The sequence below is a fragment of the Candidatus Thiodiazotropha sp. AKAK3 genome (assembly GCF_058244645.1).
Window position 1 is genome coordinate 124,635 of sequence record NZ_JBSYOQ010000034.1, and the last position, 24,114, is coordinate 148,748.

The following is a 24,114-nucleotide window of genomic DNA, read 5'->3' on the forward strand; positions in this document are numbered from 1 at the left end:
TTAAAACTACCAGCCATCTGGTTTTTTTATTAAATCGGAATTTCTCATTCTTCAAAGGTGTACGACCACCAAATACGAGAACCTAAACATGAGTGAAATACGCCAACTCTCGACCAGTAACAGTGACTTCATGCAGCAGCTTGATGCCCTGCTTGCCTGGGAGTCGGTTTCGGACACAGCGGTCAATGATACAGTCAATCAGATTATCCAGGAGATCCGCAAACGGGGTAATGCTGCGCTACTCGAATACACCCAGCGCTTCGACCGCTGGCAAGCAGACGGGGATGATGGCCTGCAAATTTCCCTCAGCCGTTTAGAACAAGCCTGGGAGACCATTCCTCAAGAGCAACAGACTGCACTTCAACTCTCTGCGGAACGGATTCGTGCTTATGCTGAGCGTCAACTGATGGACTCCTGGTCCTATACTGAAGCAGACGGCACTCTTCTGGGACAACAGGTCACCCCCCTCGACCGGGTCGGACTCTATGTGCCTGGTGGTAAAGCAGCTTATCCCTCATCGGTGCTGATGAATGCAATCCCCGCCAAAGTCGCTGGGGTCGCCGAGCTGATCATGGTGGTGCCCACACCAGATGGAGATCTCAATGAGTTGGTACTGGCTGCAGCCCATGTCTCAGGTGTCGATAAGGTATTTGCAGTAGGGGGCGCCCAGGCTGTTGCAGCCCTTGCTTATGGCACAGAAACCATCCCGCCAGTCGATAAGATCGTGGGCCCGGGCAACATCTATGTCGCCACGGCAAAACGTGCAGTCTTCGGGCAGGTCGGTATCGACATGGTAGCTGGGCCATCGGAAATTCTGATCGTCTGTGATGGAAAAACCGATCCGGACTGGATCGCTATGGATCTTTTCTCCCAGGCAGAACATGACGAGGATGCGCAGTCGATCCTGTTATCTCCTGATGCGGAGTATCTGCGTCAGGTAAAGGCCAGTATCGACAAACTTCTACCTACCATGGAGCGGCAGGAGATCATTGCCACAGCGTTGAGTACACGCGGTGCACTCATCGAAGTCAAAGACATGGATGAAGCTGTGGATGTCGCCAACCACATCGCCCCGGAGCATCTAGAACTCTCAGTCGACGAACCACAAAAGATGGCCGAGCGTATACGCCACGCCGGTGCGATCTTCATGGGTCGCCATACTGCAGAGGCAATGGGTGATTACTGTGCAGGCCCCAATCATGTCTTGCCCACATCCAGAACTGCCCGCTTCTCCTCGCCTTTGGGGGTTTATGATTTCCAGAAGCGTTCAAGCCTGATCATGGCATCACCAGAGGGGGCAGACAGTTTGGCAAGAACTTCATCTGTGATGGCAAGAGGTGAGGGTTTGACTGCACATGCCCAATCCGCAGAGTACCGATTCAAAGCAGACAAGGACTGATCCTGATGAACCCCTTTTGGAGCCCGGCGATCGAAAAGCTCTCGCCCTACATACCGGGGGAGCAGCCGAAAATCGACAACCTGGTAAAACTTAATACCAACGAGAATCCCTATGCCCCCTCGCCACGGGTAATCGAAGCGATCCGGGAGGCCGCCAATAAGGATCTCAGACGTTATCCTGAACCCGATTCAGAACAATTGCGTAAAGTTGTAGCAGACTACTACCAGCTTAATGCCAACCAGGTGTTTATCGGTAACGGTTCAGATGAGGTACTTGCACACGCTTTTTTTGCTCTGTTTCAACAGCCCCGTCCACTACTGTTTCCTGAGATCACCTATAGCTTCTACCCAGTCTATTGCGGTCTGTATGGTATCGACTACAAGACCATGCCACTGGCGGAAGATTTCACCCTCGATCTGGAACCGTATGCAGTGGAGAACGGCGGCATCATTTTCCCCAACCCCAACGCGCCTACCGGGCGAGTGCTGGGATTAGAGGCGATTGAAAGAGTACTGATTAAAAATCAGAACTCTGCGGTAGTGGTTGATGAGGCCTACATCGATTTTGGTGGAGAGAGTGCAGTCAGCCTGATTAACAGCTACCCCAATCTGCTGGTGGTTCAGACATTGTCAAAGTCCCGCTCACTGGCCGGGTTGCGGATCGGCATTGCCTTGGGGGATGCCGGCTTGATCGAAGGGTTGATCAGGGTAAAAGACAGTTTCAACTCTTACCCGATGGATAGCATAGGGGCAAAGGCAGCCATCGCCTCTTTCCAGGATGAGAAATATTTTCAACAGATCCGCCAACAGATAATCAGTTCACGGGAAGCCTTGAGCGATGAACTTACTGGACTGGGCTTCAAGGTACTCCCCTCCGCAGCGAATTTTGTTTTTGCCACCCATCCAGAGCAAGTGGCTCAGACCCTCTCAACAAAATTGCGTGAGCAGGGCGTCATTGTGCGCCACTTTAAACAACCCCGTATTCAGGACTACCTGCGTATTACTGTCGGTACGCCGGATGAGAATCAACGGTTACTCGAGGTTTTGAGAGAGATTCTCTGATTGCTGCCTGAATCCGTAGTCTGTGATGCCTCAGGAGAAGTGCCCTGCACTTCTTGAATATGATTCCAGTATGCGTAATCTGGGTAGCTCTTTGGAATTCACCCTCCATAATCCGTAGCCTGGATGGAGTGTAACGGAATCCGGGGGAATCGCGCTCCAGCCTTCCTGGATTCCGCTGCACTCCATCCAGGCTACATTACAGAGTGTGTGGTGCGGTCCCTACACTTCCGCCAGCAGGCGTTCGATCATCCCTTCAGCCTAACCGAGATAACCTCAACCAAACAGATTAAGGTGGTTGAGGTTATAAAGAACCTTACGTGCTGAATATAGCGGAGATTGACCAGCTCAGTCCGTAGCCTGGATGCAGTGCAACGGAATCCGGGGGGAATCGCGCTCCAACCTTCCTGGATTCCGTTGCACTCCATCCAGGCTACATTACAGAGTGTGTGGTGCGTAACCTACACTTCCGCCAGCAGGCGTTCGATCATCCCTTCAGCCTAACCGAGATAACCTCCACCAAACAGATTAAGGTGGTAGAGGTTATAGAGAACCTTACCTGCCGAATATCCCGGAGATTGACCAACTCAGTCCGTAGCCTGGATGCAGTGCAACGGAATCCGGGGGAATCGCGCTCCAGCCTTCCTGGATTCCGCTGCACTCCATCCAGGCTACATTTCAGAGTGTGTGGTGCGGTCCCTACACTTCTGCCAGCAGGCGTTCGATCATCCCTTCAGCCTGACCAAGATACTCACCGCCAAAAAGATTGAGGTGGTTGAGTATGTGGTAGAGGTTATAAAGAACCTTTCGTGTTGAATATCCCGGGGAGAGTGGCCAGCTCTCCCGGTAGGCGTCATAAAAACGGTTTCCGAATCCACCAAACAGCTCAGTCATTGCCAGATCAGCTTCCCGGTCACCACAGTAGACAGCCGGGTCGTAAATCACCGGCTGCCCAGATCGATCATAGGCGAGATTTCCACCCCACAAATCCCCATGCAGCAAGGAGGGTACCGGCTGATGGTCCAACAACAGCTGAAACCCTTCCAACAATCGTTCCCCTTTCCGCTGTAGATTGCCCGAAAAACCATTACTGGCTGCCAATTTCAGTTGAAACCCCAGACGCTGATCACGCCAGAATTTCACCCAATTCTCATTTATCCGGTTCGGTTGCGGCGTCGAGCCGATGGTATTGTCCCGATGCCAGCCAAAGTGTGGCTGACTGATCTTATGCATCTCCGCAAGCTGTCGGCCTGCAAGTTCAGGCCCCTCTCTACTGCCATGCTCAAACTCTATAAACTCCATTGCCAAGTAGGATTGATCACCACAAAGCCCACTACAGATCGGTTTAGGTACCCTTATGGTCAGGGTATCAGAGAGCGCTTTTAGCCCTTCAGATTCTGCTTCAAACATATCCAGCAGAGCCGACTGGTTAAGTTTGACAAAAAATGTCTTCTCGCCATCGGTCAGGCGAACCCCAATATTGATACAACCACCGCCGATAGATTTTGGCTCCAAAGGATTAAAGGGTGCACCAATAGATTGAGAGATGTGCTGCGCGATAATTTGCCACTGATTCATGGATAACCCCTTTCCGATGCCTACAATCGGCACTATATAGAGCACACAACTACCCGGATTTATTCACATACTGCTGATATTGCATCGCAACATTATTCACTATACGAATTTCATTACTATTAGAAGTGGTTAATATACTATAACTACTTGTTAATTATAGTGTTAGCCAAACTGACAAAAAAATAGTCAAATTAACAGGAAACCAATAAACACAAGGCTTTGGCACTTCTATACCATAAATGTCCACAAAGTTATCCACAGCTCTTGTGGAAAAAAAAGTGGCCTCTGACTGTAGAGATTTTGGCGCCTAGCCAGCGGCAACATGATAGAGTCTCGCCATGGATTCGGATCCCATTCTTCAGATCGCTCTCGCTGGGCCACTTCGCGGTTGTTTTGACTACTTACCGCCCAAAGATCAAGCCACTTCCCCGCTCCCCGGATGTCGTTTCCAGGTACCGTTCGGGCGCAGCAGTCGAGTCGGAGTTCTGATCGCACTCACCGACAAAAGCACACTACCAACCACTAAACTGAAACGGGCTATCAGCCAACTCGACCCAATCCCACTACTCCAGCCCGCTGATCTGCGCTTGTTGCGCTGGGCCTCTGAATATTATGAACATCCATTGGGTGATGTGATATTTCACGCCCTACCGATCAACCTGAGAAAGAAACTCACCCAGGGAGAGACAAAACCAACGGGATTGCGTTTAACCGAAGCTGGTCAGAAGCTGCAACCTGGGAGCCTATCAAGGGCACCTAAGCAGCAATCTTTGATTGAAGCACTACAACAACACCCAGATGGCTTACTAAAAAGCCAACTCGTAACAGACTTTGGCGCAACCCCATCAGTACTCCGTGCGTTACAGGAAAAGGGGTTAGCTACACCTTGCAACCCGCCCCCAACACCAGTTGCGGCAATTGAAGGCTTTCAACTGAACCCTCAACAGTCAAATGCCGTTGAGTCCGTCCGCAAAAAACTGGATGGCTTCCATGCCTTTCTTCTGAATGGTGTTACCGGTAGTGGCAAGACAGAGGTCTATCTACACCTTGTTGAATCTGTTCTGGCCAAAGACAGACAAACCTTGATTCTGGTTCCTGAGATCGGCCTCACCCCACAGCTACTGCAAAGATTTCGTCAACGAATTAGTCACGAAGTGGCCGTTATGCACTCTGGGCTGGCTGATGGTGAGCGTGAAAAAGTATGGCACGCAATGCGACAGGCCCAACAACGGGTATTGATCGGCACCCGATCGGCGATATTCACACCACTACCCAGATTGGGGCTCATTATTGTTGATGAAGAGCACGACCTCTCCTACAAACAACAGGAGGGGTTTCGCTACTCCGCCAGAGATCTCTCCCTGGTTCGCGCCCAGCAGACCGGCTGCCCTGTACTCCTCGGCTCTGCCACCCCATCCCTGGAATCATTGAGAAATGTTCAAGAGGGGCGCTACCATCAGCTGGAACTACCCCATCGAGCAGCCAACGCAAGCCTACCTAAACTACAACTGATCGATATTCGCGATGCGCCGATTAAAGGTGGTCTCTCCCCCGCCCTGATCAAGCAACTCAAACAGACGCTGGATGCGGGCGAACAAGCGATACTGTTTCTGAATCGTCGCGGTTATGCGCCGATGCTGACCTGTCATGCCTGCGGCTGGCTGACCGACTGCCCACGATGCGATGCCCGTATGACGCATCATCGACATCAACACCTGCTCTGGTGTCACCATTGCGGTCATCAACAAAGGGTACCTGCACAGTGTCCCAGCTGTGGCAGTCCAGATCTACGCCCTGTTGGCCAGGGCACAGAGCGGGTTGAAGAGACCCTGCAGAAGCTCTTTCCGGGTACCGGGCTGGCCCGTATCGACCGCGACTCGACAAGTCGTAAAGGGGCGCTGGAGAAGTTGCTGGCAGAGATTCATACAGGGAAAACCCCGTTACTGATTGGCACACAAATGCTGGCAAAAGGGCACCATTTTCCGGCGGTTACCCTGGTTGCTATTCTGGATGTTGATCAGGGTCTGTTTGGGGCAGACTTCAGAGCTGGAGAACGGATGGCGCAATTGATTCTGCAAGTTGCCGGCAGAGCGGGAAGAGCCGAACGACCTGGTAAGGTTTTGATCCAGACCCGCCACTCCGACCACCCCTTGATGCAACTGCTGATTCAACAGGGTTACCCCGGTTTTGCCAAGGAGGCGCTAGAGGAGAGAGCGTTGGCCATGCTGCCGCCGTTCACCCATCAGATCCTGATTCGTGCCGATTCAAACCGGCAAGACTCTCCAGAGCTGTTTCTAAAGGAGTTGTTACAGACCTGCCAACAACTACCCAGCGCCGCAACACTTGAGTTTTGGGGACCGGTGCCAGCACCAATGGAGAGACGTGCAGGCAAAACCAGAGCCCATCTGCTGATTCAGTCAGCACAACGACAACCACTGCATCGCTGGCTTTCTGAGGCTATCCATCTGTTTGGAGATCTATCCCATGCCCGCAGGGTTCGCTGGTCCGTGGACGTTGATCCACAAGAGATGCTTTAAACCACTACTATTAACCCGGCGACTAAGTATGTCGTCTTCAGACTTGAAACCCCTAACAATATGATTTTTTAAAAGACAGGCCGAAGTGTGCCTGCCTGCAGACTTAAAAGAATCTTCAACACACCAATATCAATTTAGTAATCCAGTTTCCCTAAAAGATGGTGCAGGGCAGCGCCATTTATTTCAACGTCACTTACTTATATTGATTGCTAATCTCATTTTATTTAGCTTAGATTATCCGCACAATTTTCATGGATGAGAAGGATTACCCATCTTAAATGGCTATTGAAACTCAATCAGGAAACTTACAACCGAGCGGCTTGAATCTCATCTGAGATCGCCTGAATATCTTCGTGACGTACATCCTTCCCGGTAACCAGAAAGATCACAAAACCACCGATATTCTTAGCATGTCCACCGATACGCTCCAGGGCACGAAGTGCCAGAACAATATCGACAACAGAGCCAACATTGCGGGAGTCTTCCATGATGAAGGTTGAGAGGCGACGCAGACTTCCCCTGAAATCTTCGTAGAGTTTCTTATCCATCTGAATCACTTCCAACGCCTTGTCCAGATCGAGCTCGATGAAGGCCTGCAGAGAGATGCCCAGCATCTCATCAACAAACTCTGCCATATCATAGATATCGTGCAGAATCTCTTTGTTGGGTGGATTTTTACCGTTGTCATAAAAGTGGATGGTAAGATTGGCGATCTTTCTTGCTTCATCACCCACTCGTTCCAGATCTGCCACGGTTTTTTGCACCGTGAGAATATCCCGCAGATCCTTGGCCATCGGTTGACGTTTGGCGATCAGACGAATGATCTCTTCATCAGCTTGAACATCGATCTCATTAAGCTTGCGATCACGATCAATCACCTGACCCGCAGCTTTTGGATCCTCATCCTTCAATGTCTGGATCGCTCTGCGTAACTGATCCTGACCCAGGTTACCTATATCCAGAACCAGCTTGTTCAGATGCTTCAGCTCAGTGCTATAGGCCTTTACGATATGTCCGTTTGTCATCTCATTCATTACAGATCAACCCTGGTATTAGCCAAATCGGCCAGTGATGTAGTCTTCAGTCAGTTTGTGTCGCGGTGAAGTAAAGATCTGATCGGTTTCGCCAACCTCGATCAGTTTACCCAGATGGAAGTAGGCAGTGCGTTGACTGACACGGGCGGCCTGCTGCATGGAGTGGGTAACGATGGCGATGGTGAAGTTCTCACGCAACTCATCGATCAACTCTTCGATCTTAGCTGTCGCGATGGGATCAAGCGCTGAGCAGGGTTCATCCATCAGGATAACCTCAGGACTGACCGCAATCGCACGTGCGATACAGAGTCTTTGCTGCTGCCCACCGGATAGACCAGTACCCGGTTGATCGAGACGATCCTTTACCTCTTCCCAGAGACCCGCTTTCTGCAGTGAGTGCTCTACAATAGAATCCAGGTGCGGCTTGTCATCACTCAGTCCGTGAATTCTGGGACCGTAGGCAATGTTGTCATAGATCGATTTCGGAAATGGGTTGGGTTTCTGGAACACCATGCCAACACTGGCCCGCAGTGGCACCACATCCAATCCACCGTCATAGATATCCATCTCATCCATTTTAATCGAACCGGTCACCCGACAGATATCGATGGTGTCATTCATACGATTGAGGCAGCGCAGGAAGGTCGACTTACCACAACCTGATGGACCAATCATCGATATCACCTGGTTTTTACCTATATCCAGACTGACATCAAAAATGGCCTGCTTCTCGCCGTAGTAGACGTTCACATTACGACAGGTCATCCGCGGGTCTTCGACATAGATCTCGCCAACAGTTCCTTCGTTGCTTGTATTCTCAGTTACCGCAGCAACGGCACCAGTCTTCACACCAGCATTGGCGGCACTTGTATCATTCATAACTTGTTCCACAGTGTCCTCACTTACGCCGGCTTACCAGCGACGTTCAAATTTCTTTCTCAGCCATACCGCCAGCAGATTCATGCTGATGAGAAAAGCCAGCAGTACCATAATTGCCGCAGATGTACGCTCTACAAACGCCCGTTCCGGACTGTCTGCCCACAGATAGATCTGCACAGGCAACACAGCCGAGGGATCCATCACGCTACCCGGAATATCGACGATGAAGGCCACCATACCGATCATCAACAACGGTGCCGTTTCACCCAATGCTTGCGCCATGCCGATTATGGTACCGGTCAACATACCCGGCATCGCCAATGGCACAACATGATGTGTAACGGTCTGCATCGGTGAAGCACCTATACCCAGTGCAGCTTCCCGAATTGAGGGAGGAACAGACTTCAGTGCAGCACGACTGGCAATAATGATCGTGGGCAGCGTCATCAATGCCAGCACAAGTCCACCAACTACCGGTACCGATCTCGGGAGGCCGAAAAAGTTTATGAATACTGCCAGACCTAACAGACCGAATACGATTGAAGGTACAGCTGCCAGATTATTGATGTTCACCTCTATCAGATCAGTCCAACGGTTCCTGGGAGCAAACTCCTCAAGGTAAACCGCCGCGGCAACACCAACGGGAAATGCGATTGACAGACATATGATCAAAGTGAAGAAGGAACCGAATGCGGCACCTTTGATACCTGACAGCTCCGGCTCTCTGGAGTCACCGGCAGTGAAGAAGGTAGTATTGAAACGCTTCTCTACACGATTCTGCTCTTGCAGCTCATGGATCCAGGCAAGCTGATTGTCCTTGATACGCCGATCGCTCTCTGGAAGCAGCAGGTCGATATGTCCTTTAATCAACATATCCACATCGTCATCGGCCGCCACCCAGAGCTCACCTTTAGTGCCGATCAGCTCGGGATTGCTCATCACCCTGTCTCTGAGTACATAAGAGGCGCCGGTACTGATCAGTCCATAGAGAACTTTTTTCTCACGACGGTTGTTCACATCAGGAAACATCTGACGCATCGTGGCCTTGATCACACCACCGTAGTTTGCCCCCGAAAGCACATCTTGATCGGTCTCACCAACCGGGGCAATCAGCTCCGGATCATAAAACACATCCAGCTTCACATAGGTCTGCTGAAAAGCGGTATAACCGTTCGAAAAAATTGTGATGAAGAGAAACGATACAAACAAGAGACCGAGCATGATCGCGCCCAGTCCAAGCCAGCGAAAGTGTCTCTCCTTGCGATAACGGCGATCCAGCCCCTTTTGAACCCTGTCCATGGTCCTATCATGTTGTTGCTGCTGATTATTCATACTGTTCCCGATACTTGCGAACGATGTGCAGTGCGATCATGTTGAGCGCTAGAGTGATGACAAACAGCACCAGCGCCAGGGCAAACGCAGCCAGGGTCTTGGCACTATCGAATTCCTGATCCCCTACCAGCAAGGTGACGATCTGAACGGTAACTGTGGTTACTGCTTCCAGAGGGTTCGCTGTGAGGTTGGCAGAGAGGCCGGCGGCCATCACCACAATCATGGTCTCACCGATAGCACGGGAAACGGCCAACAGCACACCACCGACGATACCAGGGAGTGCCGCAGGTATGATCACGTTGCGGATAGTTTCAGAACGGGTGGCGCCCAATCCGTACGCGCCGTCGCGCATCGCCTGTGGTACCGCGTTTATGACATCGTCAGAGAGGGATGAGACAAAGGGAATTATCATGATGCCCATCACCACTCCGGCGGCCAGTGCCGATTCAGAGGAGACGGTCAATCCAATGTCGGTACCAAGATCTCGGAAGAAGGGGGCCACGGTAAGTGCGGCGAAGAATCCATAAACCACTGTGGGAATACCTGCCAAAACCTCCAATACCGGCTTTGCCAGGGTACGGAAACTTTTACTCGCATACTCGGCCATGTAGATTGCAGACATCAAGCCGATAGGTACGGCGACAACCATTGCAATCAGGGTAATCAACATTGTGCCCGCAAACAGGGGAATCGATCCGAATACACCGGATGAACCCACCTGATCAGGCCGAATGGCGGTTTGGGGTGACCACTCCAAACCGAACAGAAATTCTGTGACTGGGATCTGTTGAAAGAATCTGACTGATTCAAACAGTACCGACAACACGATACCTATCGTGGTGAAGATCGCCAGTGTTGAACTTGAGAGCAGAAAGAAGTTAATCGCTTTTTCAACCCGGTTTCGCGCCCTCTGCTCACGGGTAATAGTGCGCTGAGCCCAGAGGCCGGCCAGGATAGCGACGCTCAGCGCCACAACGAACAGTGCCATGTGGCTGATATCCATCAGGCTGCTGTAGTGGTCTGCCGCCTGCTGCATGGCCTGATCCACCGTCGAGGAGACGATATCACCCTGAGAGAGATTACGAACGTCGTTAAGCACCAGATTGAGACGTTCGGGAGGCAGCTCCTGCACCTCCTGTGGAAGCGATTCCACCACCATTCCGGTGACCACTGTCTCTTCAAATGAGATCCAGAGAGATAGTAGGATCAAAGCCGGAATGCCGCACCACATAGCGGTCTGCATTCCATAGTAAGAGGGTAGAGAATGAAGATCACGTACTCTTCCCCCAACAAGAGTGAGAGAACGTTTACGTCCAAAGTAGTAGGCCAATGACATCAGGCCTAGCAACATAATAATCAGTGTCGATGTATGCATCTTTCTTCTCTACCCAGAAAAAAACGGCTACTTGCTGTTAAACAAGTAGCCGCTCCTTGCAGCCAAAGCGTCAGTAAATTAGAGCTTCAGAGGCTTCATAGCTTCGATGTCGCTCTTGAACGCTTTGCGCTCTTCGGTAGGCATTGGGATCAGGCCCTTGTCAGCCAGATAACCCTCTTCACCCCAGGCTTTGTCGCTGCTGAACTCAGCCAGATACTCAACGATGCCAGGGATTTTGCCCATGTGTGCTTTCTTCACGTAGAAGTAGAGCGGACGGGAGACAGGGTAGCTGCCATCAGCAATCAGCTCGAAAGTCGGGGCAACGCCGTCGATCAGAGAACCCTGTACCTTGTCGGAGTTCTGATCCAGGAAGCTGTAACCGAACACACCCAGTGCGCCTTTGTTGGCTTCCAGTTTCTGCACGATCAGGTTGTCGTTCTCGCCAGCTTCGATGTATTTGCCGTCTTCACGAACAGTGTGGCAAAGTGACTTGTAAGCCTTTTTGTCCTTTTTCTTCATGGCTTTGATCCAATCGACCTTTTTACAGCCACCTTCCAGTGCCAGCTCAGCGAAAGCGTCACGGGTACCGGATGTTGGAGGAGGACCCAGTACTTCGATCGCCATATCAGGCAGATCCTTGTTGACCTCTTTCCAAGTGTTGTAAGGGTTGGCAACCAGCTTGCCGCTGGTAGGATCCTTAGGATCTGGAACTTGCTTAGCCAGGGCCAGGAAGATGTCCTTACGGGTTACTTTGAACAGCGGGGCCTTCTTGGAGTTGGCCAGAGCGATGCCGTCGTAACCGACCTTAACTTCGATGATATCGTTTATGCCGTTGCCTGCGCAGCGCTCTACTTCAGAGCTCTTGATGCGACGGGAAGCATTGGTGATATCAGGATGCTCTACGCCAACACCTGCGCAGAACAATTTCAAACCACCACCAGAACCGGTAGATTCGATCTTTGGGGTTTTGAATTTGGTGGTTTTGCCGAACTGCTCAGCAACCACGGTAGCAAAAGGATATACGGTCGAGGAACCAACTACACTTATGTAGTCGCGGGCGGAGGCCATGCTCACAAAACCGGTCAGCGAGAGTGCGACCGCTGCTGAAATCAGCTTCTTCATAGTTTTTCTCTCCTTCGAGAATGTAGCCAACAGTGTGGCGAGACGTCTTAATCAGGTGTGGAGAGGATAGGCGGAAAAGATGAATACTGGATGAGAATTAGATGACAGTTTTATTACACTAAAACGTCCTACCGCCTCCTGAACAGGAGGACAGCAGGTAGATAAACTTAGCGTACCAATCCGCTCTGAAACATACGATCAGAGCTTGTCTGAGAAGCGGTATCCCGCCCCGCGAACAGTCTGCAGCAGTTTGTCTTTGCTGGAAGGTTCAAGGGCTTTGCGCAAACGACGAATATGTACATCCACAGTGCGCTCTTCTATATAGACATTGGTACCCCAAACCCGGTCGAGCAACTGACTGCGTGAAAAGACACGCTCCCGGTGAGTCATAAAGTAGTGCAACAGACGGAATTCAGTCGGTCCCAGCTCAATCACCTCTTCATCTGAAGTTACCCGATGACTGACCGGATCGAGTTGCAAGCCGCCGCAACCTAATATTTCTCCGGCCAACAAGGGTGAAACCCGTCTTAATATTGAACGAATCCTGGCCAGTAGCTCCCGAGCGGAAAAGGGCTTGGTAACATAATCCTCGGCACCAATATCCAATCCACGGACTTTGTCGTTCTCCTCACCCTTTGCAGTTAGCATGATGATGGGAATAGACTCGGTCTTACTGTCTTTCTTAAGACGACCAGCTAATTCGATACCGCTCATACCCGGCAGCATCCAATCCAGCAGGATAAGGTCGGGGCGTGATTTGTTGATTTGACTGATTGCCTGAGTCGCATCTTCAGCGAAATCGGCTTGAAAACCATCCTGCTCGAGGATGAAACGCAACATCTCGCCAACGGCCGGCTCGTCGTCGACTGCAAGTATTCGGGGGATTGTCATCTCCATGTCCATATTTTGCAAAATCAGCGCATTATTAAACAGGAGGTTTGTTACATGGAGATGACAACAGAATGCTGTTTTAGGGGGCCGGTGAAGATCAACGACATAACTCTGCTAAATCCATTTTCCTGATTCCATAGATTGGCTTAATTGCGAAACTTAGGGATGAACTTCCATAGCAACAGGGCTGGAAACTGCCTCTACTCTTCTGCGACTTGAGGCATCCGCAATGACTGATTCATAAAGTTCAGACTGTGGTTTCCAGAACATCACACCCACACCGCCCTGATGGGAGTGTGTAACAACCCCCATAATGGACCAATGTCGTCCATGGCGAAACAGTTCCAGTTCGACCAATGAACCTGTCAGCAGGGTTAAACTCTCTGTCTGCAGGAACATACCCTGCACAGAGCAATTCTCTGCCCTGGCGGGAAATAAGCGCTGTTTACGGTAGCGGATGTAGACATCACCATCCATCGGATAGCGCTTACTGTATCTTTTCTCAACTGGCATCTTTTTATCCTTGCTGTTTTTATACCAATAAAGTGTAGAAAGCCAAGATGACTAACGTATGACATGAGGATGAACCCTTTCTGACCCGCATTTGATCCTGAGGTGAAATCTTGCCCCCACAGACGCAGCTATCAACAGGGTCACGAAATGAAACAAATTGTGCTGAATCTCCCACGTAATGCGTAATTCCTGGTATCCTTGCCGGCCTCTCAGAGTGGTTTAATCGGCAACAGAAATGAAGAAGCAAATCGAACAACTGGTAGTTTCTGCGCTGCAACATCTCGTCGCAGAAGGCATTATCCCGTCAGACAACCTGGCAATACCTAAAATTGAGCGGACAAAAGATAGCAAACATGGTGATTTTGCGACCAATACTGCCCTGGTTTTGTCCAAGCTGGCCAGAAAAAACCCTCGAGAACTGGCCCAGGCAATAGTCGATTCACTGCCCACATCCGATATTGTTGAGAAGTGTGACATCGCTGGCCCGGGATTCATCAATTTCACCCTCTCACCCAGCGCTTACAACAGCCTGATCCCATCTGTTATCAAGCAGGGCCACCACTATGGCCGCAGTGAATTGGGAGCCGGCAAAAAAGTACAGGTTGAATATGTATCAGCGAACCCGACTGGTCCGCTGCATGTTGGCCATGGCCGGGGGGCAGCCTACGGCTCGGTCGTCGCCGACCTGCTTGAGGCGATTGGATATGAAGTACATCGGGAATATTACGTCAATGATGCCGGACGACAGATGGACATTCTCGCCGCCTCTGTGTGGATGCGCTATCTGGAACTGTGCGATGAAACACTGACCTTCCCTGTAAATGGCTACAAAGGCGATTATGTTTGGGACATCGCAGCCACATTGCACCGGGATCATGGGGAGACCTACAAAATTGATGCCGCAACCCTGTTTGAGGGGGTGCCTGCAGACGAGCCCGATGGTGGCGATAAAGAGCTCCACATTGATGCCTTGATCAACCAGGCGAAGAGAGTGCTGGGCGACAATCGTTACCGCTTCGTCTTTGAATTGGGCCTCAACACCATACTAGATGACATTCGAGACGACCTCTCCCAGTTTGGGGTCAACTATGAAGAGTGGTATTCAGAACGCAGCCTGATGGAGTCTGGTGCAGTCAACCAGGTCATTGAGCGCCTGCGCAACAGCGACCATCTCTACGAAAAGGAGGGGGCACTCTGGTTCCGCTCCACCGATTTTGGTGATGAGAAAGATCGGGTCGTGGTGCGCGACAACGGCCAAACCACCTACTTCGCATCCGACATCGCCTACCACCTGGATAAACTTCAGCGCGGTTTCGAACGGGTTATCGATGTCTGGGGTGCTGATCACCACGGTTACGTACCCCGGGTCAAGGCAGCATTGAAGGCCTTGGGAGAAGACGCAGATAAACTCGATGTATTGCTGGTTCAGTTTGCGATTCTCTACCGCGGTGGTGAAAAGGCTCAAATGTCCACCCGCTCCGGTGAATTCGTCACTCTGAGGGAGCTGCGTAAAGAGGTAGGCGCTGATGCCGCCCGCTTTTTCTACGTGATGCGTAAATGTGAACAACACATGGACTTTGACCTGGACCTGGCGAAATCCCAGTCCAATGACAATCCGGTCTACTATGTGCAATATGCCCACGCCCGCATCTGCAGTGTGTTACAGATGGCCGCTGAGCAGCAGATCACCATTGCCAGCGATCCAGGCACAGTCGACTACGCCTGCTTAACAGAATCCCAGGAGCAGGCCCTGCTGACAAACCTGGCAAAATACCCTGAAGCTGTGGAGATATCGGCACTGAATGAGGAGCCACATCAGTTAACCCACTATCTGCGTCAACTGGCTACCGATTTCCATACCTACTACAACGCACACAAGTTCCTGATAGATGATATATCGATCAGAGATGCGCGGCTGCAACTCATCATTGCCACCCGTCAGGTGCTGCGCAACGGACTCAGTCTGTTGGGGGTTTCTGCCCCTGAAAAGATGTAACAACCATGGCAGATTATAAACATCGCGCTGGCACTAAGAAAAAGCGCCCCAGCAGCTGCAGTCATGGACTCTTTTTTTTCGGCGGCCTGGTGGCTGGCATATTTCTGGCCGGCTTGGCCTGGTTGCAGTTGAGCCCTCGCCTCTCCGTTCATGAGGTTCCTGGCATTGCAACAAAACCCAAACAGACCAGGCAGGAGCAACCCCCCGCGCCAAAACCCAACTTTGAGTTTTATACCATTCTTCCAGAGATGGAAGTGGTTATCCCCGATGAGGAGATTGTTACACCAGAACCCTCGCCTAGCCAGCGAAAGCCCAAAGCGCAACAGGAGACACGAGCTGCCACACAAGCCAAGGGTAGCTATATCCTGCAGATGGGATCATTCCGAAAATATCAGGATGCAGATCGTCTCAAAGCCCGCCTGGCACTGATGGGAATCGAAGCAGAGATCCAGAAAGTCAGCATCAACAACCGGGACACCTATCACCGGGTTCGAAGTGGCCCCTATCGCTCTCAATCCCAGCTCAACAGCGCCCGTAGCCTGGCGAAGAAAAATGGCATCACCAGTCTGGTGATCAAGCTTAAAGAGTAAGATTATTGATTCCGAAAATAGCACTGAGTTGAAATCAGGGTTTATTCGCACACACCAGTAACAACTTTATATGTAACGCACTCGATCGGAGCTGGTAGCTAATAACCCAGCGCCTTAATCTGGACAACCATTACTCTAATATTAAAATATTCAATTGATGTAGTGAATTAACGATAGATAACATTCTGAGCCTGGTGCAATTACTACCTGTTAATAATGTTTTTCTCAATTAGAATAGAGGGCAAACAAACACAGGAAACTGCCATGTCTCTACTGATTTTAGGGTTGGTGCTGTGGATAGGCGTTCATCTTCTTCCTTCGTTAGCGCCCAATACACGTAAAGCACTGAGCGGAAAACTGGGCGAAATGCCATACCAGGGTCTCTTCTCGCTATGCATATTCTCCAGTGTGGCACTGACTATAATAGGCTGGCGCAACTCCGCTACCTCGCCTGTCTATGACCCCATGCCTACCCTTGGCACTATCGCAATAGTATTGGTGGTTATTGGCTTTATCCTGATGGCCGCTGCAAATTCACCCAACACCCGAGTTAAACGGTTCATACGACATCCGCAACTGACTGGTCTCCTGCTTTGGGCTATCGCCCATTTACTTACCAACGGCGACAGTCGTTCACTGTTACTATTTTCCGCACTTGCATTTTGGAGTGTAGTATCGATGATAACCATCAACCTGCGTGATGGGCCATGGCAAAAACCGCAAACATACTTACCGTTGCATATGGATGCAATCATAATAGTTTTAGGTGTTGTATTGGCTTTGGTTATGGTCTGGTTTCATGAGTATTTATCCGGCGTCTCCCTGGTCGGGGTCTGACGGATTATGTAGCATACACTCAGCGACCATCTCTTTATTCTGCTCCTTGGAAAGAGTGGTAACTCCCTATCAAGTTTCACAGGTTGTGTATGCTGGGCTTGTCATGGGCCTGGCCAATGAATTGCTACTTGTAACAACTCAATAAGATTTATAGTTATAAATTTTGATTGGCTTAGAGTTTGCTGCTTCTTCCTGTCATGCGAAGCAATCCTTGTAACGAGCTAAAGCATATATTTTGCATAAGATTATTAATTAGATTTTCCTGGTTCACCATACCCGGATCTGCATGAACAGTGAAACTCACCTGAGTTGATTTTTCACTCACTGCAGTAAGTCTCCAGCAGCCTTTAAATCCAGTCATCCGAAAACGTTTAGCGCGCACTTTCAAATTGGGATGTTTATAAGCATGATTATCAATAGAATTTATAGTAATCACCATCTTTTCATCACTTATATCGGACATCTTTCTTGCTGATAGTATGATGTCACCATTCCAATGCCCTAAAGAGGAGCCTTGGGCATAATAGATTACCTTACTAAAATCATCTTTCGCCTCAAGCTCCATGGCCTCAGTACAATTGTACATCCACTCTGGGTAGGCGGATATATTCTTCAATACATCAACAACTTTCGCATATGTAGCGTTTAATAGAGTATTAGCGCGGTACTCCATGAAATATGTTTTGATTAATTTTCGCTCATAACAGACAACACTTTTATTGCTTTTCTTTCTGCTCCACGCCCTGTCAATATTATGAATATTGTTAACTAACATCGTTATTTCCAGAGTATTAATTAATCATATAATGGTCATTTGTCGAAAGTTGTAATCAAATCGCACTCTGTATATCGGCACTTTTCAGCAATAGTTAAGCTCGAAAACCATGCTCACAGTAAGCTCTTCAATTGCCTTCAATCCCCATGACAACTAGAAGATACCGCGATGGAAATTGAGAAGTAATTCATAACGGTGTTTTTTTAAACTCCCGTTAAACTTACTGTTACACAATGAACGTCACTTCGATAAGTAATGTGAGGGAATGTGAGGTGGCCAGCCTATTCTATAAAACCTGATCGTAATGATCGATGTTCAGATGCGGATTGGCACTTTTACCGATAGCTTAAATTGTTGTGATTGTGCAACCAGAACCTAAATCTTGGACAGCAGTGCATCGAGTAAATTCCAACCAGATTGAAATAGCATTTACATAGCAACACTCGCCTCCTTAGAAACATTATTTAAACATCCTGGAGAAGTTATATACGTGTAAAAAACCAACCTGTGCCTATCTTGCAACCATCCATCTCTGATCAGGCATTTATCTTTTCGACAAGTTTTTTTATAAGGCGGAAGAGTTAGAGAGCGAGAGAGACTCTTACATGGCAGACTGCCATAGTGTCACTCCCTGCCAGAAAAAGCTGAGAGATAGCAGAATGCAGATCAAGGTGACTGTTGAGTAGAACGGCTTAAAACCGCTTGCCAGTGTGCCTCTGATACCTAAATATGAACCAATGGCGGTTACAACAAAAGCAAACTCGCATACAAAGAGGAGTGTCAGTAGGGGGATCAAGGTAACTCCATCCCCCCCTATTTCACTGCCTTTCATTACCAGCAGCATAAGAAACAGACCAAGACCCAAGGCAATAAATGGAAAATTATTTTTAATCATCACTATTTTAGCTGTAAAAGCCTCTATATATCGAAAAGGAAAAGGGATAACTGCTTATATATAGTAATATAATGTAGAGAGTCTATCTATGGAGCGATCTTTGAAAATAACCGGGCCTAAAAAACATTTCAGGAAAAATATACTAATAATGGCCACATACATACCTATCTAGTCCTCTCAACCTCTTCTAACTATGTCGTATTTCATTAACGAAGGTGTGTTTCTTTACTTCTGCGAATGCCGGAACACCCCCTAGCCCTGACGAGAGAGGGGAGCACTCATCCTGTTTGTCACTGATTAATTGTGTTTTTTCTTGTCTCAAAACCGACTCAAAATAAAGAGCCAAACAAGATCAAACATTTGGGCATCTCTATTATTAACAAAAGGTGCGGCAGGGCCGCACCCTACGATTCATCATAGCTTTCGTATTCACTCCCACACTGGAGCGTGGGAACGAGGAACGTAAATCGACCAGGGAGACAATACAAAATCCAGATGACTCCTCGAAATAGATTCAAATGTAGGGTGCGGCCCTGCCGCACCATGTCCAACTAAAACCAAAACCACCATACAAGTCAATCTACAGATCTAGCTGGCAATGAACAAAATATCTTGGATTTTTCTGGGGGATTATCAACCTGAGGGAGCGGCAGGAACAACGCTTCATTACTCTCAACTCAATTCACCTAAAAGAACGATTAGTCGCGGATGTAGAGATTTTTGTGACGACACCATTAATTGAATAGACTCGGTTGTTTTTCTTATCGGCCAATACATAAAGCGCCGCGAAAGTCCCATCTTCATCTATTAATACCTCCTGCTTTATAGCGCCGTGGCTACTACAGAACTTGAAATCTTCATCTGTCATACCAACACTCGGCAATTGCCGCCACTTTGCTCCACAGAACTCTTTTATCTCATCATAAAAGTTGCTCAACTGCGCTACAGATCTTGCATTCTTACGCTGAGTCAACTCTTGCAAAGCACTTGCACTACAGAGTCTGTAGGCTTTTCCAACCTGCCAACTTTTCGGTTTTCCACAGACGCTTTCCACATATTGACTAGGCTTTGATTGAGATTTTGGTTTCCTGCTTTGGGAGAGGCCATATCCCTGGTAGGCCAAAAAGTCTAATTTCTTATAAACTGCTTCAATGGCTCCCTGATTTTGGTGTTGCTGATTCTTCTGAGGCGCCCCCACTTTGACACAAGGTCTATCCTGAAAACTCTTTTTGCCATTGCTAACACACTCATAGCTCATGTCACCATAAGTAAAACCACTTATCACCATGAATACCAGAAACAGTAAATTTTTAGATCTATAAAAATCTGTGATCATCACGCTTTGTCACCAGGCCGATTTGCTACATTTTGTCGATCTTTCCAGTTTAATCAACTCATAACTGCTCTCCACGCCATTCATCTCTATCACCTTAAAGCGCTGATCACTCTCGGGGATGATTTCGTTGATATCAAATCTATCCTGTCCGCTATAGTGGCGCCAAACCATATATTTATCCTGTACTGCCCAGTAACCATGATACCCAGCTCTGCGCCCGCCACCTGAAAAGCTGTTAGTCATAATATAACTGCCATCATCCTTAAATCGTATTCGGTACATGTTATTTTTTTGTCTTAGCGTCCACTCTCCAATGATATGGCAAGGAATACGACTCTCCCCTTTACGGTTTACCAAGAGACCGGTTTCCGGATCCAGGCACGCCTTGGGGTCATCACGGCATCTCTGCCCATTGAACCCAGAGGATGAAAACAAGGAGAGCTCCTGGCGCTTCCCAGTGGCAATATAGGACCATATTGGCGGTACGGCATAGATCGCCACAATCCCATATACCAGCAGTCGCATGAGCCATTTTGGGATATGCGGAATATAAGGTACTTTAAGAACATGTAGAAATGAAATCACCAATAAAGCAGCCAGTGCAAGAAATAACCACTCTCTATATCTATGCACTAATGCAAAAACCTGCTCAGCTTGACCTGGTTCCACTTCAAGTGGATCGTTTTTTAATTTTCGCGCTTTTTTGTTAACGCTTTTTTCAACCGCTTTTAACGAAGTGAAACGCTTTGTACGATAGTGAGGTGTTTTTTTATCCAGCCAACGTAAACTAAAATACTCCTCACTGCCAGGGAACAGTGATATACCATCACAACTTGCCCGCGCATGAAAAAAACCATTCCCAGGGTCGTTTGCACCACTGGGCTCTCCGGCAAAAATCACATCTCCATTTTCTAACACTAACATCTTTATCTCGGACTTAATGCCGAAACCAGGATCTGCCAGCTTGGTCACCTCACCCGTTTCTGGATTAAAAACCGCCAGGGGTGATGAAGAGATGGCGCAACCATCAGGAAGAACGTGAGTATCCAACCCCATCTCACCGGGAGAAAGTACAAAGCGCCACTCTTCTGCATCTTCATTCCACGACATAGAATAAGCTGAGGTTGATCTTGGCCATAACATCCTTGAGCCGAGATCATTGATTTCAAACTGCAGACCGCTGCCAGGGTCGACCGCAACAGTCACAGGCATAGGCACACGAACCGGTGAGCCTTTCACTATTCCAGCCATGTCCCACTCGACCTGAAATTTTTGCCAGTCACCCTGTTGCTGATCGTAGACATAGGCTTCATGTTTGTTAATCAGTGTGATCACCCGACCATCCGAGAGCGTTGCCAACTCAGGAGACCAACTGCTTTTATACTCAAACTCGATCAGACCACAACTTTTCCACTGAATGCTATTGGGCTTCCAGATATCACAGGAGTAACGCTGGCTGTTATCTCTTGCCAGATAGATAACATCCCCTGTCTTAAGCTCTATGAGGTTACTATTTTTTACAAACGGTTTTCCTGGGCTTCCTGCATATTGCCAACGATTATTACGGGGGTTCCAGATCCTCGCATTGTGTCGCCCCAACTCTGGATCGCCATACTCCTCACCAACCATCATAACCCGGCCATCATGCAACTCTGTCGCAGCGGGCGTGTTCCTCCAGACTGGTGTTGAAATAGTTTGCCCGGTAGCCAGCGGCTCCCAACGCATAATTGCGCTTTCGGTAAACAGCAACGCTTTACCATTCTCCCGTGGCATCAACCTGACATGATTATGTTTGTTCCAGGCCATTTGTGGCGTTGCATTACCAGCCAGAATCCAATAGTCAGCCTGTGTATCCCATACCCAGGCCCAGGGTGTCGCCGATTCCCAGGTACCGCCAGCAATGAGTACCCGCCCATCAGAGAGTCGTGTCGCAGCATGACGGTGTAACGCAAAAGGTAGTCGAGGCCCCGCCACCCAGCGTTTCGCTGTTGGCTCCCATATCTCACTACTATCTAATGTTCGTTCATCTTCCCCTTTACCCCCCGCAACAATAATCCTGCCATCCTTCAACAGAGTGGCGGTATGATCATAACGAGGCGTCTCTAATTGAGAGATGAGTCGCCACTTGCTCTCGCCTGGGCACCACTGCTCAACATCACTAATTGGCAGGCCTTGGCTATCGAAACCACCGCTGACCACTACACATCCGTTTTCACGCACCGTAGCGGTATGTTTTGCACGAGCCACATTGAGTGAAGGCATGGCCTCAACTTTTCCGTCAATATAGCGCTCCACACTATTTATTACCGGCTCTTTGGGTGTCAGATAGACCCCTGGATCCCCTTCACCACCAACAAACAATACACTGCCATCTTTTAAAAGTGATGCGGTATGGTAGAGACGACCCTGTTTGAGTGACGGTGCTGGAAGCCACTTACGAGTCACCGAATCCCAAAGTGACAAGGCGGTATATTCGGGATAACGGTATGTGGTTTTTGAAAGTTCCGCATCACAAATCCCCCCGGCATAGAGAACTTTACCCGCTTCAATTAGGGTTGCTGTATGGAACATTCGAGCCCCATAAGGACACTCATCGGGATGGGAGAGCTTCACCCAACCTTCTAACTCTGTATCCCACAGTACAAAACTCTCATTTGAACGACTTAATGCTCTACGTTCTCTTCTTAGACTCTCCAAATAATCGTCACGAAGTATATGACCTGGTGCTATCAGACCCCCCACCATATTGAAGGATCGAGCCACTCTTCAACTGTGTGGTCGTATTACCTCTTATTTTATTACCAGGCTCTCCTGCATAGAGCAATCGGCCCGCAGCAAAGGATAGATCCAAAAAAGGATCAGGGCCTGCCGCAGGAGAGCGGCTATCAGATGGAGTATCAGGTTTTGGTTGCTCTTTTACATCGACTGGACAACCAGCCCACCCAGCCCGTGTAAGTTGATATTTATAGTCATATAGGGCGTCAATACGTACTTCATCAACAAGCTTCCATTCATCATCAAGTTCCGGTGAATCCGGGTCTATGGCGATCAATGTGGAGATTGCCTTTTGATAACGCCGTTTCGCCTGACTCGCTTTCTGTTTGAGCTTGCTACAAATTTTCGGGTTCGTACTACCCGCATCAATCTCTAGCGGTAATTTGTTATGTTGGGCAGATAATTCAGCTATACAGGGACGATCACTCAAAGTAACTTTGCCAAACTCATCAACACACTGGTGCACAAGCTGTTTGTTAATGTTTTTTTGAGTGGCAGTTGGGGCTGCGGATTTGTATCGTTGATAATCAGCATATAGACGAAGATAAGCGCTATGATAATCAGACTTAGGCAGCCTGTTTATCGATCTAAAATCTTCCGCCAAAACCCGATGTAGTGCTACGTTCACTACCCCTTGGGTTCTGTAGAGATCCACCACCTTTGAGAGACGATCATAAGCCTGATCCAAAACAGCCAACTGCTCCTTCTGATGCATCACCTTGCAATCATTCAAATCAACATGCCGCCCTCGGGTCTCGACACTCAAGAGACTACGGGATGAGCTCCCGCTTTTTCGCATCTTCTCGATGAGGGCATCATAGTTCTCATTGACCATCTCACGACATGATTCAGCATTGCGTGTCTCATATTTCACGCTGAGACCGGCATTAGCTGTGGTGAGAGGCAGCAGAAAGAGGAACAACCAAATATAGAGAGATGGTGATCTTTGACTAGGGCAGCTCAATTGGAAAAAGTCCCTTTACTTCAGGTAGGCATAGAGTGACACACAAACTGAATCAGTCAGCTTCAATCCATCTACTAACTAGAACGTAAGAAAACCTAAGGGTTTGTAGACAGTCACTTTTTTAGTTCAATCGAGAGAGTAGCATAGATAACCACAATGTAAGCAAGTCATTTACTTTCTAAAACACTGCTGTCCCACTTACTTTACCTATTACGGTTGTAACTGATT

Annotated in this window: 19 protein-coding genes; 6 read left to right on the forward strand and 13 right to left on the reverse strand. The window is 48.9% G+C overall.

The window, feature by feature from the left end; genetic code table 11:
• The first annotated feature begins 88 nt into the window (after positions 1-88).
• Positions 89-1,399, forward strand: a complete 1,311-nt coding sequence (hisD, locus tag AC4IE7_RS05965; RefSeq protein WP_490775898.1) for a histidinol dehydrogenase — start codon at positions 89-91, stop codon at positions 1,397-1,399.
• A 5-nt stretch (positions 1,400-1,404) separates the two neighbouring features.
• On the forward strand, positions 1,405-2,460 hold the full coding sequence (gene hisC / locus AC4IE7_RS05970; RefSeq protein WP_490775899.1) for a histidinol-phosphate transaminase: 1,056 nt from the start codon (positions 1,405-1,407) through the stop codon (positions 2,458-2,460).
• Positions 2,461-3,156: 696 nt separating this feature from the next.
• On the opposite strand, the gene AC4IE7_RS05975 is transcribed toward hisC, so the two are convergent.
• The gene (locus tag AC4IE7_RS05975) at positions 3,157-4,035 is read right to left on the reverse strand and encodes a fructosamine kinase family protein (protein WP_490775900.1); all 879 of its coding nucleotides are present in this window, start codon (positions 4,033-4,035) and stop codon (positions 3,157-3,159) included.
• Positions 4,036-4,373: 338 nt separating this feature from the next.
• Between AC4IE7_RS05975 and AC4IE7_RS05980 the strand changes: the two genes are divergently transcribed.
• On the forward strand, positions 4,374-6,572 hold the full coding sequence (locus tag AC4IE7_RS05980) for a primosomal protein N' (RefSeq protein ID WP_490775901.1): 2,199 nt from the start codon (positions 4,374-4,376) through the stop codon (positions 6,570-6,572).
• Positions 6,573-6,877: 305 nt separating this feature from the next.
• On the opposite strand, the gene phoU is transcribed toward AC4IE7_RS05980, so the two are convergent.
• The 7 genes from phoU to AC4IE7_RS06015 all read right to left on the reverse strand — a co-directional run bounded on the left by phoU (position 6,878) and on the right by AC4IE7_RS06015 (position 13,718).
• Entirely contained in the window at positions 6,878-7,606 is a 729-nt protein-coding gene (gene phoU / locus AC4IE7_RS05985; protein ID WP_490775902.1) for a phosphate signaling complex protein PhoU, read from the reverse strand.
• Positions 7,607-7,624: 18 nt separating this feature from the next.
• On the reverse strand, positions 7,625-8,485 hold the full coding sequence (pstB, locus tag AC4IE7_RS05990) for a phosphate ABC transporter ATP-binding protein PstB (protein WP_490775903.1): 861 nt from the start codon (positions 8,483-8,485) through the stop codon (positions 7,625-7,627).
• Positions 8,486-8,518: 33 nt separating this feature from the next.
• A complete protein-coding gene (pstA, locus tag AC4IE7_RS05995) occupies positions 8,519-9,817 on the reverse strand; it encodes a phosphate ABC transporter permease PstA (RefSeq protein WP_490775904.1) in 1,299 nt (432 codons plus the stop codon).
• The gene (pstC, locus tag AC4IE7_RS06000; RefSeq protein WP_490775905.1) at positions 9,810-11,192 is read right to left on the reverse strand and encodes a phosphate ABC transporter permease subunit PstC; all 1,383 of its coding nucleotides are present in this window, start codon (positions 11,190-11,192) and stop codon (positions 9,810-9,812) included. Before pstC ends, pstA begins: the two co-directional genes overlap by 8 nt.
• Positions 11,193-11,270: 78 nt before the next feature.
• Positions 11,271-12,314 carry a PstS family phosphate ABC transporter substrate-binding protein gene (locus AC4IE7_RS06005; RefSeq protein ID WP_490775906.1) on the reverse strand — a complete coding sequence of 348 codons (1,044 nt, stop codon included), beginning with the start codon at positions 12,312-12,314 and terminating at the stop codon, positions 11,271-11,273.
• Between the two features lie 198 nt (positions 12,315-12,512).
• Positions 12,513-13,205: a phosphate regulon transcriptional regulator PhoB gene (phoB, locus tag AC4IE7_RS06010; protein ID WP_490775907.1), complete on the reverse strand. Its 693-nt coding sequence runs from the start codon at positions 13,203-13,205 to the stop codon at positions 12,513-12,515.
• Between the two features lie 159 nt (positions 13,206-13,364).
• The gene (locus AC4IE7_RS06015) at positions 13,365-13,718 is read right to left on the reverse strand and encodes a PilZ domain-containing protein (RefSeq protein WP_490775908.1); all 354 of its coding nucleotides are present in this window, start codon (positions 13,716-13,718) and stop codon (positions 13,365-13,367) included.
• A 235-nt stretch (positions 13,719-13,953) separates the two neighbouring features.
• On the opposite strand from AC4IE7_RS06015, the gene argS reads away from it, so the two are divergent.
• The 3 genes from argS to AC4IE7_RS06030 all read left to right on the forward strand — a co-directional run bounded on the left by argS (position 13,954) and on the right by AC4IE7_RS06030 (position 17,141).
• Complete coding sequence (gene argS / locus AC4IE7_RS06020; protein ID WP_490775909.1) at positions 13,954-15,714, forward strand: arginine--tRNA ligase; 1,761 nt, start codon at positions 13,954-13,956, stop codon at positions 15,712-15,714.
• Between the two features lie 5 nt (positions 15,715-15,719).
• On the forward strand, positions 15,720-16,304 hold the full coding sequence (locus AC4IE7_RS06025; RefSeq protein WP_490775910.1) for an SPOR domain-containing protein: 585 nt from the start codon (positions 15,720-15,722) through the stop codon (positions 16,302-16,304).
• Between the two features lie 264 nt (positions 16,305-16,568).
• Complete coding sequence (locus tag AC4IE7_RS06030) at positions 16,569-17,141, forward strand: NnrU family protein (protein ID WP_490775911.1); 573 nt, start codon at positions 16,569-16,571, stop codon at positions 17,139-17,141.
• Between the two features lie 172 nt (positions 17,142-17,313).
• Here AC4IE7_RS06030 and AC4IE7_RS06035 read toward each other — a convergent pair whose 3' ends face one another.
• The 5 genes from AC4IE7_RS06035 to AC4IE7_RS06055 form a co-directional block, all read right to left on the reverse strand.
• Positions 17,314-17,916, reverse strand: a complete 603-nt coding sequence (locus AC4IE7_RS06035; RefSeq protein WP_490775912.1) for an SRPBCC family protein — start codon at positions 17,914-17,916, stop codon at positions 17,314-17,316.
• 601 nt (positions 17,917-18,517) lie between these two features.
• Complete coding sequence (locus tag AC4IE7_RS06040; protein ID WP_490775913.1) at positions 18,518-18,811, reverse strand: hypothetical protein; 294 nt, start codon at positions 18,809-18,811, stop codon at positions 18,518-18,520.
• 682 nt (positions 18,812-19,493) lie between these two features.
• Positions 19,494-20,150 (reverse strand): hypothetical protein, encoded by a 657-nt coding sequence (locus AC4IE7_RS06045; protein WP_490775914.1) that lies wholly within the window; start codon positions 20,148-20,150, stop codon positions 19,494-19,496.
• A 6-nt stretch (positions 20,151-20,156) separates the two neighbouring features.
• Positions 20,157-22,910: a Kelch repeat-containing protein gene (locus tag AC4IE7_RS06050; RefSeq protein ID WP_490775915.1), complete on the reverse strand. Its 2,754-nt coding sequence runs from the start codon at positions 22,908-22,910 to the stop codon at positions 20,157-20,159.
• Positions 22,852-23,796: a hypothetical protein gene (locus tag AC4IE7_RS06055; protein ID WP_490775916.1), complete on the reverse strand. Its 945-nt coding sequence runs from the start codon at positions 23,794-23,796 to the stop codon at positions 22,852-22,854. The genes AC4IE7_RS06050 and AC4IE7_RS06055 overlap by 59 nt, the downstream gene beginning before the upstream one ends.
• Positions 23,797-24,114: the final 318 nt, after the last annotated feature.

Excerpts from the sequence above, each read along its gene's own strand:
- hisD (WP_490775898.1), top strand. The coding sequence starts at position 89 with ATGAGTGAAATACGCCAACTCTCGACCAGTAACAGTGACTTCATGCAG.
- hisC (WP_490775899.1), top strand. The coding sequence starts at position 1,405 with ATGAACCCCTTTTGGAGCCCGGCGATCGAAAAGCTCTCGCCCTACATA.
- AC4IE7_RS05975 (WP_490775900.1), bottom strand. The coding sequence starts at position 4,035 with ATGAATCAGTGGCAAATTATCGCGCAGCACATCTCTCAATCTATTGGT.
- AC4IE7_RS05980 (WP_490775901.1), top strand. The coding sequence starts at position 4,374 with ATGGATTCGGATCCCATTCTTCAGATCGCTCTCGCTGGGCCACTTCGC.
- phoU (WP_490775902.1), bottom strand. The coding sequence starts at position 7,606 with ATGAATGAGATGACAAACGGACATATCGTAAAGGCCTATAGCACTGAG.
- pstB (WP_490775903.1), bottom strand. The coding sequence starts at position 8,485 with ATGAATGATACAAGTGCCGCCAATGCTGGTGTGAAGACTGGTGCCGTT.
- pstA (WP_490775904.1), bottom strand. The coding sequence starts at position 9,817 with ATGAATAATCAGCAGCAACAACATGATAGGACCATGGACAGGGTTCAA.
- pstC (WP_490775905.1), bottom strand. The coding sequence starts at position 11,192 with ATGCATACATCGACACTGATTATTATGTTGCTAGGCCTGATGTCATTG.
- AC4IE7_RS06005 (WP_490775906.1), bottom strand. The coding sequence starts at position 12,314 with ATGAAGAAGCTGATTTCAGCAGCGGTCGCACTCTCGCTGACCGGTTTT.
- phoB (WP_490775907.1), bottom strand. The coding sequence starts at position 13,205 with ATGACAATCCCCCGAATACTTGCAGTCGACGACGAGCCGGCCGTTGGC.
- AC4IE7_RS06015 (WP_490775908.1), bottom strand. The coding sequence starts at position 13,718 with ATGCCAGTTGAGAAAAGATACAGTAAGCGCTATCCGATGGATGGTGAT.
- argS (WP_490775909.1), top strand. The coding sequence starts at position 13,954 with ATGAAGAAGCAAATCGAACAACTGGTAGTTTCTGCGCTGCAACATCTC.
- AC4IE7_RS06025 (WP_490775910.1), top strand. The coding sequence starts at position 15,720 with ATGGCAGATTATAAACATCGCGCTGGCACTAAGAAAAAGCGCCCCAGC.
- AC4IE7_RS06030 (WP_490775911.1), top strand. The coding sequence starts at position 16,569 with ATGTCTCTACTGATTTTAGGGTTGGTGCTGTGGATAGGCGTTCATCTT.
- AC4IE7_RS06035 (WP_490775912.1), bottom strand. The coding sequence starts at position 17,916 with ATGTTAGTTAACAATATTCATAATATTGACAGGGCGTGGAGCAGAAAG.
- AC4IE7_RS06040 (WP_490775913.1), bottom strand. The coding sequence starts at position 18,811 with ATGATTAAAAATAATTTTCCATTTATTGCCTTGGGTCTTGGTCTGTTT.